Annotated in this window: 1 protein-coding gene; it reads left to right on the forward strand. The window is 72.4% G+C overall.

Annotated elements, in window-relative coordinates; translation table 11 throughout:
* The first annotated feature begins 63 nt into the window (after window positions 1-63).
* Window positions 64-18,564 (forward strand): amino acid adenylation domain-containing protein, encoded by an 18,501-nt coding sequence (locus E0497_RS06315; protein WP_479681062.1) that lies wholly within the window; start codon window positions 64-66, stop codon window positions 18,562-18,564.
* The last annotated feature ends 74 nt before the right edge of the window (window positions 18,565-18,638 follow it).

The raw sequence follows: 18,638 nt of genomic DNA on the forward strand, positions 1-18,638 counted from the left end.
CGTGGACCCGTCGGGTCGTTTCCCTCGGAGTTGTCGGGACCTGCTGCACGCGAGGGGGTCGGATTGCGTCCGTTCCCGCTTTCGCCTGCCCAGAAGTCGCTCGTGGCGGCGCAGCAACTGCACCCGGACACCCCTCTGACCGTCGCCCAATACCTGGATCTACGTGGGCCGTTGCGTCGTGACGTGCTGCTCGCGGTCAGTGATCGGGCGGCGCGCGAGAGTCAATCCGGTGTGGTGGTTCTCCACGAGCACGACGGCGACATCCGGCAGAGCGCGGTGCTCGACATCGACGACGCACCACGCTTCCTCGATCTCGCTGCCGCGGATGATCCGGAATCTGCTGCGCTGGAATGGATGACGCAGCGAACATCCCGACCGATCGACTTGTTCTCGGACCGGCTCGCCGCCTTCACTCTCATCCGACTGTCCGACGAACGGCACTTCCTGCACTGTTTCGCCCACCACGTCGTGCTGGACGGCTACGCGGCGCAGATCCTGATGGCACGCATCGCGGAGCTCTACCGGGTCCGTATCGCGGGTGCCGAGGCGCCGGCGGACCGCAGTTCCTCGGTCGCGGACATCGGGCGGGCGGCCGACGACTACGAGGCCGGTACTCGCGTCGCCGTCGACCGGGAGTACTGGCGGGACAAGACGGCACGGCTTCCGCTGCCGGTGTCGCTCGCGGACCGAACCGGTCCCGTCGTCGTTCCCGCCCGACGATCGTCCGCCGCACTCACCGGCGCAGCGTCCCGGCCCGAGGTGCCCGCGATCGTGGCGGCCTTCGCCGTCTACCTCGCTCGGACGACGGGCACCGACGACATTGCACTGAGCCTGCCCGTCGCCGCCCGCACCACCGCTGCGCTGCGCCGCTCCGCCGGTTCGGTGTCCAACGTCGTCCCGTTGCGCATCCGGATCGATCACGAGGAGCCGTTCGGTGCGCTCGCCGACCGGGTGCGGGTGGAACTCGCGGGTGCGCTGCGCCACCAACGTTTTCGGTACGACGCGATGGTCCGTGAGTTCGATCTCGGATCGGCCGGTGCCGGTATCGGCGGGACGTTCGGTCCGGTCGTCAACATCATGCAGTTTCCGCTGCGCTACTCGTTCGGCGATGTCGACGGAGAACTGCACATCCTGTCGACCGGTCCGGTGGACGACCTGTCCGTCACGGTCTACACCGGCGGCGGAAGCGGACCTACCCGCGTGGATTTCGAGGCGAATCCCACGCGGTACACGGCGGGTTCGTTGCGCCGACACCAGCGGCGTTTCCTTAATCTCCTCCGCGACGTCACCGCGAACCCCGACCGTCGGATCGCCGACGTGCCCCTCGGTCCTGCCGGCACGGTCGACCACGCCCCGGCCCCGGACACCGACACGCTCCTCCTCCCGGACGCACTGACCCGGCACGCCGGACGTGCCGGGGTCGCGGTCCGCGCCGGCGCCCGCGACATCGCGTACGCCGACCTGGACGCGCATTCGTCGGCCCTGGCCCGGAAGCTGATCGCCCGCGGTGCCGGACCCGAGACGTGCGTCGCGGTCGTCGCCTCACGATCCGTGAAATCCGTTGTCGCACTGTGGGCTGTGGCGAAGTCCGGTGCGGCCTACGTACCGGTCGACCCGAACCTTCCGATGCGGCGACTCGCGCATCACCTCGCCGGTGTGCCGCTCGCCGTCGTTGCCACCGACGGCACTGCTCTCCCGTCCGGAACCGAATCCGTCGACCTCGACGTCGACGGCTGGGCGACCACCCCGGTCACCGATGCCGACCGGCGCAGCCCGCTCCGGTCCGACCACCCGGCCTGGGTGATCCACACGTCCGGCACCAGCGGCCGCCCGAAGCCGGTCGTCGTCACACACCGCGGGGTCGCGGGTCTGGTGTCGACGCTGCGCAGTCGGTACGCGTCGGCGTCGGCGGAACGGGTGCTGCAGTTGTCGGGTCCGTGGTTCGACGCATCGATCCAGGAGGTCCTGCTCGCTGCCGACGCCGGCGCGACCCTGGTGCTCGCACCCGAGGATGCAGTCTCCGGCACCGCACTCGCGGATCTACTCCGGACGCAACGGATCACACATGTCGTGTCGGCACCGGCGCTCCTCGCCGCCACACCGGAGTCGGATCTTCCGCACCTGCGGGTCGTCGACGCCGGCGGGGAGGCACTGCCGGTCGCGGTGGCGCGTCGCTGGTCGGCCGGCCGCACCATGCTCGACGCGTACGGTCCGACGGAAGCGACCGTCGTTGCCGCGGTGAGCGATCCGATCACGGCGGAGCAACTCGACGGCGCCACGACGGTTCCGATCGGCCGAGCCGTGGACGGTACCCGGTGCGGCGTTCTCGACCGGCGTCTGCGGATCGTGCCCGACGGTGTGGTCGGTGAGCTGTACCTGGCCGGCCCGGCGCTCGCCCGCGGCTACGGAAGGAACCCCGGTGGCACGGCCGAACGGTTCGTCGCCTCGGTTCTCGGGCCGGGCCGGATGTACCGCACCGGGGACCTGGTCCGGCGGCGTTCCGACGGACAACTCGATTTCGTCGGGCGCACCGACCGGCAGGTCCAGGTGCGGGGAACACGGATCGAACCGGGGGAGATCGAATCGGTGCTCGCCGAGCATCCCTCGGTCGTCACCGCCGCCGTGCACGTGGACGACACCCGGCTCGTCGCCTGGGTCGCGGCCGTGGATGTCGACCGGAAAGCATTGCACCGGTGGATGTCCGATCGTCTCCCGCGGCACCTGGTGCCGGAGCGCATCGGAGTGCTCGCCGCGCTCCCGGTGACCGCGGGCGGCAAGATCGACCGCGCGGCACTGGCCGCGGCGGAACCGCCGCGAGAGACCGGCGAGCCGGGACGTCGGCCGCGGGGACAACTCGAAGCAGCGATCGCCGACGCGGTACATCACCTGCTGGACGTCACCGATGTGCCGGCCACCGCGGACTTCTTCGACCTCGGCGGCGACTCGCTCACCGCAACGCACCTGGCCGGGAAGATCACGGCCACCACCGGGCATCGGGTCACGATCCGGGACGTCTTCGAGCAACGCACCGTGGCCGGGCTCGCCGCGATCGCGTCCGACCGGGACGCGGGCCCCGCTCTCGTCGCGACCCCGGACGGTCCCGTGCCGCTCGCCCCCGCGCAACGACGCCTGTGGCTCGATGCGCGGGCCCGGCCGGGGACGACCGCCTATCACGTCCCGTTCGCGCTCGACCTCGACGGAGACCTGGCCGTCGACGCATTGCGGGCGGCACTCGGCGACGTGGTCGAACGACACGAACCGCTGCGCAGTGTCGTCCGGGTCGACGGCGACGACGTCCGGTGGCACGTACTGGATTCCGCTGCCGTGACGGAGACGTTCCGGGTCGTCGACTGTCGGGACGACCGCGAGTCGGAACGGCTGGCCGGCGAGTTCGTGGCGACGCCGTTCGATCTGGAATCCGAACCGCCCATCCGTTTCCGGCTGCACCGGGTGACTCCGCGCCGGCATGTGCTGATCACGGTCGGGCACCACATCGCTCTCGACGGCCTGTCGTTCACGCCGCTCGCCCGCGATCTCGCCGCCGCCTACACGTCCCGCTCGGCAGCGTCGGAGCCGGACTGGGCGCCGTTGACGATCCGATACGCCGACTACACCCGATGGCAGACGGCGCTCCTCGCCTCGGGCACTCGGGAGAGGGACCTGAACTACTGGCGGCCGGCTCTCGCCGACACCGCCGTCCGTCCGCTGCCACTGGATCGTGCGGCCACCGCTGCCGGACCGGTCGGCCGGGTCGGTCGTTCGTTCGATGCGCGACACCTCGAGCACCTGCGCGGCCTCGCCCGCACCCACGACGTCACCGTCTTCATGGTGCTGCACGCGGCGATCGCCGCCGTCCTCGCGGCGGTGACCGGCAGCCGCGACACCGTCGTCGGCACGGTCGACGCCGGTCGCCGGCACCCGCACCTGGATCCGCTCGTCGGCATGTTCGTCGGCACTCTCGCCCTGCGCACCCGCGTCGAGACGGACCTGTCGTTCGCGGATCTGCTCGCCGCTGTCCGCGACACCGATATCGCCGCGTTCGCGCACGCGGAGACACCGTTCGACGAGGTGGCCGAGTTGCACGGCGGGCGGGTGCCGCTGCAGGCGATGTTCTCGTACGAGAACTTCATCGACCCGCAGGCCGATCTGCCCGGGCTGACCGTCCGCCCCCGGGAACTGTCGAGTCCGCAGGCCCGCTTCCCGCTCGAGATCGTCGCGCGGGACGGCGACGACCGGCGTCTGGATCTCGAGTTCCGTTTCGACCGGTCCGTGCTGTCCGCGAGCACCGTGCGCGTGTGGGCCGACCTCGTGTGCGCCGTCGTGGAGTCCGCGACGACCGACCCGACCGCGTGCGTGGCGGACCTCCTCGGCCGCGGCACCGTCGATCGTGGTCGCCCGGCCGCGGCCACCGCGTCGTTCCCGGAACTCGTGGCCGGGCCGATGCGCGTCGAAGCTGTGCCGGGAATCGTCACCGACATCGCCCCGGCGGCAACCGCACTCGCGTGCCGGCTCGTCGCGCTCGGTGTCGGGCCGGGTGACATCGTCGGTGTCCTGCTGCCGCGGTCGGTGGACGGACTCGTCGCGTACGCGGCCGTCGCGAAGGCCGGTGCCGCGTTCCTGCCACTAGACCCGGCCCATCCACCGCAGCGGGTCGCCACTGTTCTCGGCGACGCCGCCGCCCGGCACGTGATCGCCGCTGCCGGAACCGAACTCCCCGACGGTGTCGTCCGGGTCGACCCGGATGCGGCCGGTTCCGACGACGGACCGGTGACACCGCCGCCGCCACCGCACCCGGACTCTCCCGCGTACGTCCTCTACACATCGGGATCCAGTGGCACCCCGAAGGGGGTCGTCGTCACCCACCGGGGGTTGGCGTCCCTGGCGGTGTCGCTGCGGCGTGCCTTCGCGGTCGGTTCCGACAGCCGGGTGCTGATCGCCGCGGCCCCGGTGTTCGACGCGTCCGTCCTCGAGTACCTGCTGGTGTTCGGGACCGGGGCGGCAGGTGTCCTGCTGCCGCCGCAGATCTACGGTGGCGCAGACCTTCTCGACGTGGTCCGGGCGCGGCGCATCACGCACTGGTTCTCGACCCCGGCGGTGGTCGCGGACCTGGACTCCGCCGACCTACCGGATCTGCGGGTGCTCGGACTCGGCGGGGAGGCGTGGTCGGACGGGATCGCGGCCCGGTGGGCCGTCGGGCGCACCCTGCTGAACCTGTACGGCCCCACCGAGTTCTCGGTGGTCGCGGCCGTCAGCTCCCCGGTCGGTCCCGATGCGCGGGTGCCGATCGGGGCGCTCGTCGACGGTGCGGCGGCGGCAGTGCTGGACGAGCGCCTGCACCCCGTCCCCATCGGCGTGGTCGGTGAGCTGTACCTGGCCGGTCCGGGTCTGGCTCGCGGCTACCTGGGGCGACCGGGTGCGACCGCGGCGAGGTTCGTCGCATCGACCCTCGGGCCGGGCCGCATGTACCGGACCGGTGACCTCGTACGGAGACACCCGGACGGCCAGTACGAGTTCGTCGGGCGCACCGACACCCAACTCCAGATCCGTGGCATGCGGGTGGAACCGGGGGAGATCGAGGCCGTGCTCGCGTCGGATCCCGCGGTGCGTTCCGCGGCGGTCACGGTGCACGGCGACCTGCTGGTCGGGTACGTGACCGGTCCCGACGTCGACCCGCTGCAGGTACGTGCCCGTGCGGCGCACCGGCTTCCGCGGCACATGGTCCCGAACGTCGTCGAACTGCTCGGCCGCCTCCCGCGTACCGTGCGCGGCAAGGTCGACCGCCGCGCACTCCCGCCGCCGCGGACCCGTCCGGGACCGGCGTCGCCGCCGCGCACACCGACCGAGGACATCGTCGGCCGGCTCGTCGCCGAGGTGCTCGCGGTCGACACGGTCGGCCGCGACGCGGATTTCTTCGCGCTCGGCGGGAACTCGCTGCTCGCGGTCCGGCTCGCGGCGCGACTCCGCCGGGCGCTCGGGGTGGATCTCGACGTCCGGGACATCTTCGCGCGCCCGACCGTCGAGACCCTCGCCCGTGTCGTCGCCGGCCGTGATTCCCACGGTCTGCCGGCACTGACGGCGACGACATCCGGCGGGCACGCCCCCCTGTCACCGGCGCAGACACGACTGTGGCTGTCGAATCGCATCGACCGTTCGGCGGTCGACAACATCGCCTTCGCCGTGGAGTTCGACGGTGTCGTGGACGTCGGCGCGTGCACGGCGGCGCTGGCCGACGTCGCCGACCGGCATGCGGTGCTGCGCACGGTGTTCGCCGACACCGGCGAGGGACCGCGGCAGGTGGTGCACCCCACCGCGCCGGACGTGCGCATCGTCGAGACCGGCGACGCGGACCGCGACCTCACCGAACTGGCCGGAGCCGGCTTCGATCTGGCCGCGGAACCACCGGTGCGGGTGACGTTGCTGCACTGTGGCCCCGAACGATCCGTCCTCGCCGTCGTCGCCCACCACATCGTGCTGGACGGGCTGTCCATGACACCCCTCGTGCGGGATTTCGCGCAGGCCTACTCGGCTCGGCGGCGCGGGCGCGCACCGGAGTGGGCGCCGCTGCCCGTCACCTTCACCGACTACGCCCACTGGCATCGGACCGTACTCGGCGACCCGACGGTCGACGGCAGCCTCGCCCACCGGGAGCTCGGGTTCTGGCGGGACGTGCTGACGCCGCCCCCCGCGCCGTCGGCGCTGCCGGCCGACCGGTCCGGCACCGACGGCGACGGTCCCGCGGGCACAGTTCCTTTCACGATCCCCGTCGACCTGCACACCGCGCTCACCAAGGTGGCCCGCGAGTACGACGCCACCGTGTTCATGGTTCTGCACGCCGCCCTGGTGGTGCTGCTGTATCGCCTCGGCGGTGCGGACGACATCACCATCGGCACCCCCGTCTCGGGACGCAGCGAACCGGTACTCGACGACGTCGTAGGCATGTTCGTCGGTACGGTGCCGCTGCGGTGCACCGTCGACGGCGGCAGCACGTTCGGCGATCTGCTCGACCGGATCCGGGCCCGTGACGTCGAGGCCTTCGCGCACACCGAACTACCGTTCGACGACGTCGTCGCGCACCTCGGTCTCGGTGGCCCGGGGCACCGGCATCCCGTGTTCCAGGTGCTGCTGGCCTACGAGACCGCCGTGCCCACCACCCTCACGCTGCCCGGTCTGGACGTGACGGTGCGTGAACTGCACAGCGGCCGGGCACGTCTCGACCTCGAGGTGACGATCCGGGAACGGGAACCCGAACTGGGGGAGCCCGCCGGACTGGACGGGACGGTGACGTTCGCCCGGCAACTGTTCGACCGGTCGACCGTGTCGCGGTGGACCGAATGGCTGGTCCGGATCCTCGCGACCGTCGCCGACGACCCGGGCACGGTCGTCGGCGGCATCGGACTCGAACCGTCGAGCGTCCTGGACGCCGGTGCGGACGCGGTGACGACAGCGGCGACCTCCCTCGGTGATCTGTTCGCACAGCAGGTGCGCGAGCGGCCCGATGCGACGGCCGTCGGCACCGGTACGGGGGCGGTCAGCTATCGCGACCTCGACACCCGCGCGCGGGCGATCGGGGCGGCACTGGTGGATTCCGGTGTGCGACAGGGTGATCTGGTGGCCCTCGCGCTGCCCCGATCGGTGGACCTGATCGCGGCGATGATCGCGGTCATCGGCGTCGGCGGCGCATATCTTCCGCTGGACGTCACACACCCCGTGCCGCGTCTGACCGCCGTCCTCGACGCGGCACGCCCTCGACTCGTACTCACCGACGGGACCGTCGAGATCCCCGGCCGGGCACTGCACCTCGACACCGTCACCGCTCCGGGAACGGCCGAGTTCGCCGGCCCGGTCGCACCCGGACAGGCCGCGTACGTGATCTTCACGAGCGGATCGACGGGTACCCCGAAGGGGGTGACGGTGCCGCACTCCGCGGTGCTGGCGCTGCTCGCGAACACCCGGGCCGGTTTCGGTTTCGGCGCCGACGACGTGTGGACGATGTTCCACTCCCCGGCATTCGACTTCTCGGTGTGGGAGATCTGGGGTGCACTCGCGACGGGCGGCCGCCTGGTGCTCGTCGATCCCGACGTCGCCCGCAGTCCGCGCGAGTTCCGAGAGTTGTTGGTCGGGGAGCGGGTGACCGTGCTCAACCAGACCCCGACCGCGTTCGGCCAACTCGCCGCGGTCGACGGGAACCCGGACGATCTGGCGGTCCGACTGCTGGTGTTCGGTGGTGAAGCCCTCGACGTGCGGTCGATCCGGCCGTGGCTGGACCGACATCCGAACGTGCATGCGGTCAACATGTTCGGTATCACCGAGACGACGGTGCACGCCACCTGGTCCGACATCGGTCCGGGCGGCTCCGGGCACAGCACGATCGGATCGCCGATCCCCGGATTCCGGATCGAACTACTCGACGCCGCGCTGCGCCCGGTGCCGCGGGGGGTGATCGGCGAGCTGTACCTCGCCGGGCCGCAGATCGCGCACGGCTACCGGAACCGCCCGGGACCGACCGCCGCCCGGTTCGTCGCGGGACCGGGTGGCGTGATCCGCTACCGCACCGGGGATCTGGCGCGGGTGTGCGGCGACGGCGGCCTCGAATACCGTGGCCGCTCCGACCGGCAGGTGCAGATCCGGGGACATCGGGTCGAACCCGGGGAGGTGCGGGCAGCGCTCCACCGGATCACGTCCGGGTCCGACGCCGCCGTGGTCGTCGACGACGGCCGGCTGATCGCCTACGTCGTCACCACGGACCCGCTCGACGACCGGCGGATCGTGCGGGCACTGCGCAGCGAACTGCCCGGCTACCTGGTGCCGTCGGCCGTCGTCGCGGTACCGGAACTTCCGGTGACGTCGAACGGGAAGCTCGACACGGCCGCGCTGCCGGCACCGTCTCGGACACCGGGCTTCTCGGGGTCGGCCGCACGGACCCCGGTCGAGGATCTCGTGATCGACGCGTACCGCGACCTGCTCGGCACCGACCGGATCGACTCCGACACCGACTTCTTCGATGCCGGCGGCAACTCGCTGCTCGCGACCCGACTGGCCGGTCGACTGCACGCCGTCACCGATGCACGGGTCGACGTCCGGGACGTGTTCGAGCAGCCGACCGTGCACGACCTCGCCCGTCTCCTCGACCGCCGGGCCGGTGCGCCCACGGAACTGGCGGCGCCGGTACCGTCGGCGCCGCTCGCCACGCGTGGCCCGCTCGCGCCGCCGCAGCGCCGCCTGTGGTTCCTGCAGCAACTCGACCCGCAGTCTGCGGCAGCGAATCTCCCGCTGGTTCTCACGTTCGGCGGACGTGTCGACGTCGACGCGCTGTTCGCGGCACTGCGGGACGTCGTCGATCGGCACCGGAGCCTGCGCACCGGGTACTCCGTCGACGGCACGGAGCAGGTGGTGCTCCCGGTCCCGGACCTCGCGCCGGCCGTGACGGACATCCCCGGTGACGCCGTCGACGACGCCGTACGGAACCTGACGCGTACACCGTTCGATCTGGCGACCGGCGTGCCGATCCGGGTCCGGTTGTACCGCACCGCACCCGAGCGGTACCGACTCGTCCTCGTCGTCCACCACATCGCCGTCGACGAGTGGTCGATGTCGGTGCTGCTGCGAGATCTGCTGCACGCCTACGGCCGCCGCGCCGAGGGCGGACCGGTCGCCCTGCCCGCACCGGGCATCGAGTACCTCGACTACGCACGGTGGCGGGCCGGTACCGCCGACGACGGCCTGCCCCACTGGCGCACGACTCTCGCCGGTGGCGCCGCCCGGTCCACGCTGCCCTACGACCGGCCGCGGACGGTACCCGGCGGGGGACCCGCGTCGACCGTCCGACTCGTCGTCGACGCCGACCGCGCCGTCGCACTGGCCGACACCGCACGGCGGCACCGGATCACGACGTTCATGCTGGTGCACGCGGCGCTCGCGGCCACACTGGCCCGGCACGCCGACCAGGACGACATCGTGATCGGCACGGCGACGTCCGGACGCGGACACCCCGACCTCGACGGCACCGTCGGCATGTTCGCGTCGACGGTACCGCTGCGCACCCCCGTCGACCCGGACGCGACCGTCGCACAGTTCCTCGACGACGTCCGCCGCCGCGACGTCGAGGCGTTCACCCACGCCGACACCCCGTTCGAGACGATCGTCGATGCCCTGGCACCCGATCGAACGTTCGACCATCACCCGCTGTTCCAGGTCGCGCTGTCGGTGCGGCAGCCGACCACCGGGCGGACCGAGTTGCCCGGGCTGACGGTGTCGGTGGCACCCGGACCGGCCGAGACGGTGCAGTTCGATCTGCACCTGACCGTCACCGAACACGGCGACACGTTCGACTTCGAATTCGCCTACGACAGTGCCGTGTACGACGACGCGGCCGTCACCGCATTCGCGCGCCGCACCGTGTCGTTCCTCGACGCGGCCGTCGCCGATCCCGACGGCCGCATCGGGGACGTCGACCTGCTGACGAGTGCCGAACGCGTGCACCTGACGCCGGCATCCGGCACCGACAGCGCTCCGGACACCCTGTGGCAGGCACTGTCCCGGGGGATGCGCATCGCACCCGACGGGGTCGCGGTCACCGGGGCGCGAACCCTGACCTACCGGGAACTCGTCGTCCGGGCCGAGGCACTCGCCTCCGCGCTGCACGCGCACGGGGCCCGGCCCGGCGTCGTCGTCGCCTGCCTGCTGGAGCGGTCGGTCGAAGCGGTGGTGACGATCTGGGCGATCGCCCGCACCGGCGCGGCCCCGGCCGTGATCGACGCCGCCAACCCACCGCAGCGGATCGCCCGCATGCTCACCGGTTCCGGGATTCGCGTCGGGGTCGGCACCGTCGACCGCATCCCGAGCCTGCCCGGCGCGATCACGTGGTTCGACCCGTCCGCAACCGGAACGGTGCCGGTCCCGGAACCGACCGCGGCACCGGATCACCCGGCGGCCGTGGTGTTCACGTCGGGCACCACCGGACGACCCAAGGGCGTCGTCCTCACCGGACGCGGGATCGGCGCCCTGACCGCCGACCTGCGGGAGACGTTCGAGGCCGGGCCGGACTCGCGGATGCTGCATGCTGCCGCACCGGGATTCGACATGGCCCTCGTCGAGATCCTGGTTGCGGGCACCTCGGGGGCGAGGCTGGTCGTCGCCGACACCGACACGTACGCCGGTGCGGCACTGACGGATCTGCTCGAGCGGGAGCGGATCACGCACGCCTGCCTCACCCCGTCGGTTCTCGCATCCGTTGCCCACCGGCAACTCCCGCACCTGCGGACTCTCATGCTCGGCGGCGAACCGCTACCCGCGGAACTGGTACGCGAATGGGTGGACGGGCGACGCCTGTTCAACGCGTACGGACCGGCCGAGGCGACCGCGTTCGCGACGTACGCCGGCCCGCTCGATCCCGGATCCCCGGTTGTGATCGGCACGCCCGCAGCGGGTGTCGACGCCGTCGTCCTCGACCGCCGGCTGCAACCGGTGCCGACGGGGGTCGTCGGCGAGCTGTACCTCGGCGGTGACCGGATCGCCGCCGGCTATCTCGGCGCGCCGGGGCGTACCGCCGAACGGTTCGTCGCCCGCGCCGACGGCCGGCGCTGGTACCGGACCGGTGACCTGGTGCGGTGGCGCGGTGCCGGCGACGGCCGATTCGTGCTCGCGTTCCACGGCCGCGCCGACACCCAGGTGAAGGTCCGCGGGGTGCGGGTCGAGCCGGCCGAGATCGACGCACACCTGCAGGCGCTGCCCGGCATCACGGCGTCGGCCACGATCGTCCGCGACACCCGCCTGGTGTCGTACGTGGCACCGGAGGGTGCCGACATCGCCGCGCTCCGCCGCGCACTGGCCGAGCGGCTGCCGCGCTACCTGACTCCGTCCGCCGTGGTCGCCGTCCGGGAGATTCCCCTGACCACGCACGGCAAGGTCGACACCGCGGCGCTCCCGGCCCCGGCTGCGCCGTCGGCGCTCGCCGCGGTCGATCCGAGGGAACGACTCGTCGCACGGGTGTTCGCCGACGTGCTCGGGCATCCGGTGGGACGCGACGACGACTTCTTCGCCCACGGCGGCGACTCGTTGCTCGCGACGACCGTCGTCGCGCGACTGCGGGAGACGACCGGCCGCGACGTTCCGCTGCGTGCACTGTTCACCGATCCGACCGTGTCGGGGCTGGCACGGGCCCTCGACGGTACCGCCGACACGGACCCCGGCCCGGTCTCCCGCCCGCGGTCGTCGCGAATACCGTTGAGTCGCAGTCAACGAAGACTGTGGGCGGTGCTCAGCAGTGCGGGAACCGATACCTACCGGCCGTCGGTGCGACTCGACTTCCGCGGACCGCTCGACGTCGCCGCCCTGCACGCGGCGTGCCGCGACGTCGTGGACCGGCACGAGGCGCTGCGCACCCGCATCGTGGACGGACCCGACGGGCCGTTCGCCGTGATCGACGAAGCCGACGAGATCACCGCCGATTCCGCGGCCCGCATGTCGTTGCACCGCACGGACACCGGACACGCTCTCGACGTGACCTTCGACCACCTGGTGGTGGACGGCGGTTCGGTCGGTGTCCTGTTCGGTGACCTGCTCACGGCGTACCGGGCCCGGCTGGGCGGCACCGGCCCGGACTGGGCGCCGCTGCCGGTGCAGTACACGGATCATGTGCTGTGGCAGCGGGGCCGCGACCTCGACCCGCAGCGGGACGAGTGGCGCCGGGTGCTGGCCGGTGCCGACCCGGCGATCCTGCCGACCGGGCACGGGCACGGGCCGGCGTCCGAGGCCTCGACGATCCGGTTCGCGGTGCCGCCGCGGGTCGTCCGTCGACTCGACGCGCTGGCACGACGTTTCGGCGCCACCGATTTCATGGTGCTGCACGCGGTCCTCGCCGCGGTCCTCGCGCGCCTGACCGACCAGCGCGACGTCGTCGTTGCCGCGGTCGTGTCGACGCGGCGGCACGCCCAGGTCGCGGCGGTCGTCGGACTGTTCGTCGAAACACTCGTCCTGCGTGCACAGGTCACGCCGTCGACGACGTTCGGTGGGCTGCTCGCGCAGGTGCGGGATACGGACGCCGCCGCGTGGGACCGGGTGGACGTGCCGTTCGACGACATCCTCGACACGGCCGGGATCGCCGCACCCCAGGTGGCGCTCGCACTGCAGGACTTCACCCCGCCGGCGGTCCGGATCGGGGATCTCGAGGTGACCGCGTTCGAGACGGGTTCCGCAGTCGCGGATTTCGAACTCGGGTTCACCTTCGCGCGTACCGGGTCCGGTGGCTACGACGCGGTCCTCACGGCCGACACGGCGCGGGTCGACCCCGCCGTCGCCGGGGCGCTCGCCGACCGGTTCGCGGCGGCACTGACCGGTGTCGATGCCGACCTGACGGTCGGCGAACTGCCACTCGAGCCGACCGCACCGATGAAGGGTGGGGTGGCGCCGCCGGCGGCGATGCTCGCCGATCTGCTGCGCGCGACCGCCGCCACCCATCCGGACCGGGTCGCGGTGGTCGACGGTGACCGTCGGCTCACGTACCGCGAGCTCGACGCACGCTCCGATGCCGCGTCCGGCCGACTCGGGACCGCCGCCGGCATCGTCGACATCGGTGCGTCCCGCAGCCTCGACCGCATCGAGATGCTGTGGGCGGTCGCCAAATCCGGCCGCGCATTCGGCTGTGCACCGGACCGGGGCCCGGTGGGCCCGGTGGACCCGTCGACACCGGACGCCCTCGCCTACGTCGTCACGACCTCCGGCTCGACCGGTGTGCCGAAGACGGTCGGGGTACCGCATTGCGGGCTCGCGGCGCTCGCGACGGCGGCCCGGGACCGCTACCGGGTGGCGCCGGGAGACCGGGTGCTGCACGGCTACGACCCGGTGTTCGACGCGGCGATGCTCGAGATCCTGCTGGCCCACACGTCGGGGGCGACCCTGGTGATCGCCCCCGACGACGTGGTCGCGGGCGAACCGCTGCGGGCACTGCTGCGGGAGCAGCGGATCACGCATTTCCTGTCGACACCCGCGGTGCTGGCATCGACGGATCCGGGCGGGCTCGACGACCTGCGGGTCGTCGCGAGCGGCGGCGAGGCACTGCCCGCCGAACTCGCCGACCGCTGGCGATCCGGCCGGATCATGCTGGACGCGTACGGGCCCACCGAGACGACGGTGGCAGTCACGGTCGCGGACGTGGACGGCCGCGGCGGTATCGGCTCCCCGATCCCGGGCACCACCGTGCTCGTCCTCGACAGCCGGTTGCGGCCGGTCCCGGTCGGCGGTGTCGGCGAACTGTACGTCGCCGGAGACGGACTCGCGCGCGGCTACCTCGGTGCCCCCGGTGTCACTGCCGCCCACTTCGTCGCCGGACCGCACGGCCTCGGCCGGATGTACCGCACCGGTGACCGGGTCCAGGTCCTGCCCGACGGTCGCACGATCCACCTGGGCCGCACCGACCGGCAGGTGAAACTGCGTGGTATCCGCGTCGAACCGGGGTACGTGGAGTCGGCGCTGCTGGGGTGCGCGCGGGTCCGTCAGGCCGCGGTACTGGTCCGGGACGCCGTGATGATCGCGTTCGTGGTGGGGGAGGACCTGTCGGGTCCGGCGGTGCGGCAGCAGGTTCGGGACACCCTCCCGGCGGCGCTCGTTCCGTCCCGGATACACGTCGTGGACGCGGTGCCGACGACCCGCAGCGGCAAGGTGGACCTCGCGCGCCTGACCGTGCTCGCCGACGCACACGCCGGGGCGGTGTCGCGTCGACCGCTCACCGCGACCGAGGACGCCGTGGTGCGAGCGGTCACCGACGTGCTCGGACACACCGTCGACATCGACGCCGACTTCTTCAGCGGCGGCGGGCACTCGTTGGCTGCGGTCACCGTCGCCGGCCGACTTGCAGCCCTGCTGCACCGGGACGTGACCGCCCGCGCGGTCCTGCAGGCGCCGACCCTCGCGGTGCTGGCGCGGGACCTGGACGCGCCGTCCGCGGAACACCCGGCGGCGGACCCGTCGGCACCGGAACCGATCGCACGCGCCCAACGGCGGCTGTGGCTGCACCAGGCCACCGAACCCGAATCATCGCTGTACAACGTGCCGTTCGTGTTCGACGTGGACGGCGAACTGGACGTCGACGCGTTCACCGCCGCGGTCACCGACGTCGCGGCGCGGCACCGCCCGCTGCGGACCGTCCACCCGGACGGCGCACACCCGATCGTGCTGGAATCGGTCGACGTCACGGTCGTGGCGGACGCCACCGGCACGGATACCGTCACCGCGTTCGTCCGGCAGCCGTTCGACCTGACGACGCGTCCGCCGCTGCGGGTCGGGATCTTCCGCACCGGACCGGTGTCCTGGACGCTCGCGGCGGTCGTCCACCACATCGCCTTCGACGGCGGTTCGGCGGCACCGCTGCTGCGGGACCTCGTGTCCGCCTACACCGCCCGTGCCGGCGGCGCGGAACCCGCATGGTCGCCGCTGCCCGTGCAGTACGGCGACTACGCGGCCCGGCAGGCCGCGCTGCTCGGCGATCCGTCCGACCCGTCGAGCACGGCAGCCCGGCAACTCGACTACTGGACGGGGGTGCTCGCCGACGCCCCGGCCGGTCCGCTCGACCTTCCGGCCGACCGGCGTCGGCCCGCCCGCCCGACCCACCGCGGGGATGCCGTCCACGGACGACTCGACCCGGACCGTCACGCCGCGCTGCTCGAACTGGCACGGGCGCACGGTGTGTCGACGTTCATGGTGGAACACGCGGTGCTCGCGGTCCTGCTGGCACGGTGCGCCGGCACCGGTGACGTCACCGTCGGCACCGTCGTCGACGGCCGCACCGACACCCGGTTGCGCGACCTGGTGGGCATGTTCGTCGGAACCGTCGCGCTCCGCACCCGGATCGATCCGGCCCAGCCGTTCGACGCGTTCCTCCGCACTGTCCGCGACGTCGACCTCGGCGCCTTCGCACACGCCGACGTCCCGTTCGAGGACGTCGTCGCACGGATCGCCCCGGCCCGGAACCCGGCCCACCACCCCGTCTTCCAGGTGCTGCTCGCCCACGGACATGCGACGCCGGAGCCGCCGATCCTGCCGGGCATCACGGTCCGCGATGCGAGTACCGGGGCACCCCCGGCCCAGTTCGACCTCACGTGGGACATCACCGAGCACCCCGACGCCGCCGGCATCGACGTCCGGGTGGTCTTCGCGACGGACCTGTTCGACACCGACACCGTCGGGCGCCTGCTGGACATGTGGATCGGGCTGCTCGCGCAGGTGTGCGACGACGCGGCCACCCCGGTCGGCGACCTGCACCTGGCGGCAGCGGAGTGCACCGTGCGGCCCGCGGCACCGCCACGGCGCCTGCCGGACCTGCTCGCCGACACCGTGCGCCGGTTCCCGGACCGATTCGCGCTGCGCGACGGGGAGCGTCGGTGGACGTACCGCGACCTGGACACCGAAACACGTGCTCGGGCAGCGGAGTTCCACAGACTCGGAGTGGGCGCCGGTGATGTCGCCGCCGTCGTCGCGTCCCGGGGCGCGGACTGGGTGCTGGACGTGTGGGCCCTGACCCGGCTCGGGGCGGCATGGGTGCCGATCGATCCGCGGCACCCCGTCGGACGACGCAGTCGCATCCTCGCCGACGCCCGCGCCGGACACCGGGACCGTGACCTCGCATACCTACTGTTCACCTCGGGGACGACGGGCCGCCCCCGCGGTGTCGCGGTCACCCACAGCGGTCTCGCGGCACTCGTCGATCTCCAGTCCCGCACCCTGGGGGTCACCTGCGACGCCGTCATCCTGCAGGCCGCGACACCGACGTTCGACGCGGCCGTCTTCGAACTGCTCGCCGCCCACGCACACGGCGGCGAACTGGTGTGCGCCGGCGACGCCCGGTACGCGGGACCGGATCTGCAGGCGCACATCGAGACCACCGGGATCACGCACGCCAACCTGACCCCGAGCGTGCTGCGCACCCTGGACCCCGACGCGCTGCCGCGGCCGTTGACGATCGTGGCCGCCGGGGAACCCCTGACACCGGACGTGGCCCGCGACTGGGCACACCACCGCCTGCACAACGGGTACGGTCCCACCGAATGCACGGTCGGCGTCACCTGCAGCGATGCACTCGGAAACGGGCCGGTGACGATCGGCCGGCCACTCGCGGGCGCGATCGTCCGGGTGCTCGACGGACGCCTCCGCCCGGCCCCGGTCGGGGTCGTCGGCGAACTGTACGTGGGTGGTCCGGGTGTGGCCCGCGGCTACCACGGCCTGCCGGGCCCGTCGGCGGTGCGTTTCGTCGCCGACCCGCACGGCGCCCCCGGGACGCGGCTGTACCGGACCGGCGACCTGGTGCGGGCCCGCACGGACGGCACCCTCGAATTCGTGGGCCGCGCCGACGGTCAGGTGCAGCTCAACGGGATTCGGGTCGAGCCGGGTGAGGTGGATGCCGTGCTGACCGGACACCCCGACGTGGCAGCTGCGGTGACACGGGCGCGCTCCGGGCCGTCCGGTGACCCGGTACTCGTGTCGTACGTCCTGCCGCGACTCGGGCGTTCGGTCGACACGGCGGCGCTGCGCCGCCACGCCGCCTCCGCACTGCCCCGGCATCAGGTACCCGCCGCGATCGTCCTCCTGGATCGAATGCCGTTGACATCCAGTGGGAAACTCGACCACGACGCACTTCCGATCCCGGACCTCCGTGTGGAACCGGTCGCCGGTGAACCACCGCGCGGCCCCGTCGAATGCTCGGTGGCGGCCGCGATGGCGGGCACCCTGGGATGTACGGCAGTGTCGCGGGACGTCGGCTTCTTCGACCTCGGGGGCACGTCGATGGGGGCGGTGCGGTTCGCGAGCACCCTGCGCGACGAGTACGGCCTCACGATCTCGCTGACCTGGCTCACCGACGACGACACGGTCGCCGGCCTCGCAGCCCGCATCGGCGACGACGCCGCGGACCCGCTGGCGACACTGGTGCCGTTGCGCGCCACCGGCACCGGCACCCCGCTGTTCTGCGTGCATCCGGTCGGCGGTCTCGCCTGGTGCTACCGCGACCTCGCCCCGCATCTCGGGGTGCGTCCGCTCTACGGACTGCAGGCCACTGCACTGCCGGCGATCCCGGACACCCTGACCGATCTGGCACGGCACTACGTCGACCACGTCGTGTCCGTGCAACCGGCGGGCCCGTACCACCTGCTCGGCTGGTCGCTCGGCGGCACCATCGCGCACGAGATGGCCGTGCAGCTGCGCCTGCGCGGGCACGAGGTCGCGTCGCTGACGCTGCTCGACTCGCTGCCACCGGACGTCGTACCGTCCGACCGACCGGTTCCGGAATCGCCGGTGCCGCCGGATGATCGGACGATCGGCGCGGATGCGGCGACGGTGCAGCACATCCACGAGATCGGTGCGGCCCTCGAGGTGGTTGCGCGGAAACACCTGCCGCGCAGCTACGACGGCGACGTGCTGCTGTTCGTCGCGGGCGAGGAGGACGGTCGGCACCGGCTGGCCGACCTCTGGCGGCGGCACGTCAACGGTGTCGTCGCGGAGACGACGCTGCCGGTGACACACGGCGCCATGCTGTCCGAGGTGGTGCTGCGCGAGGTGGGGCGAAGTCTCGAGGAATGAGCGGTAGCGAGCGGTGAGAACGACTCGCACATAAGGTGTTTGCAACTGTTTCTAACGAAAGTCGGGGTTCGTGG

The sequence above is a fragment of the Prescottella subtropica genome (assembly GCF_005434945.1).
GTDB classification, from domain to species: domain Bacteria; phylum Actinomycetota; class Actinomycetes; order Mycobacteriales; family Mycobacteriaceae; genus Prescottella; species Prescottella subtropica.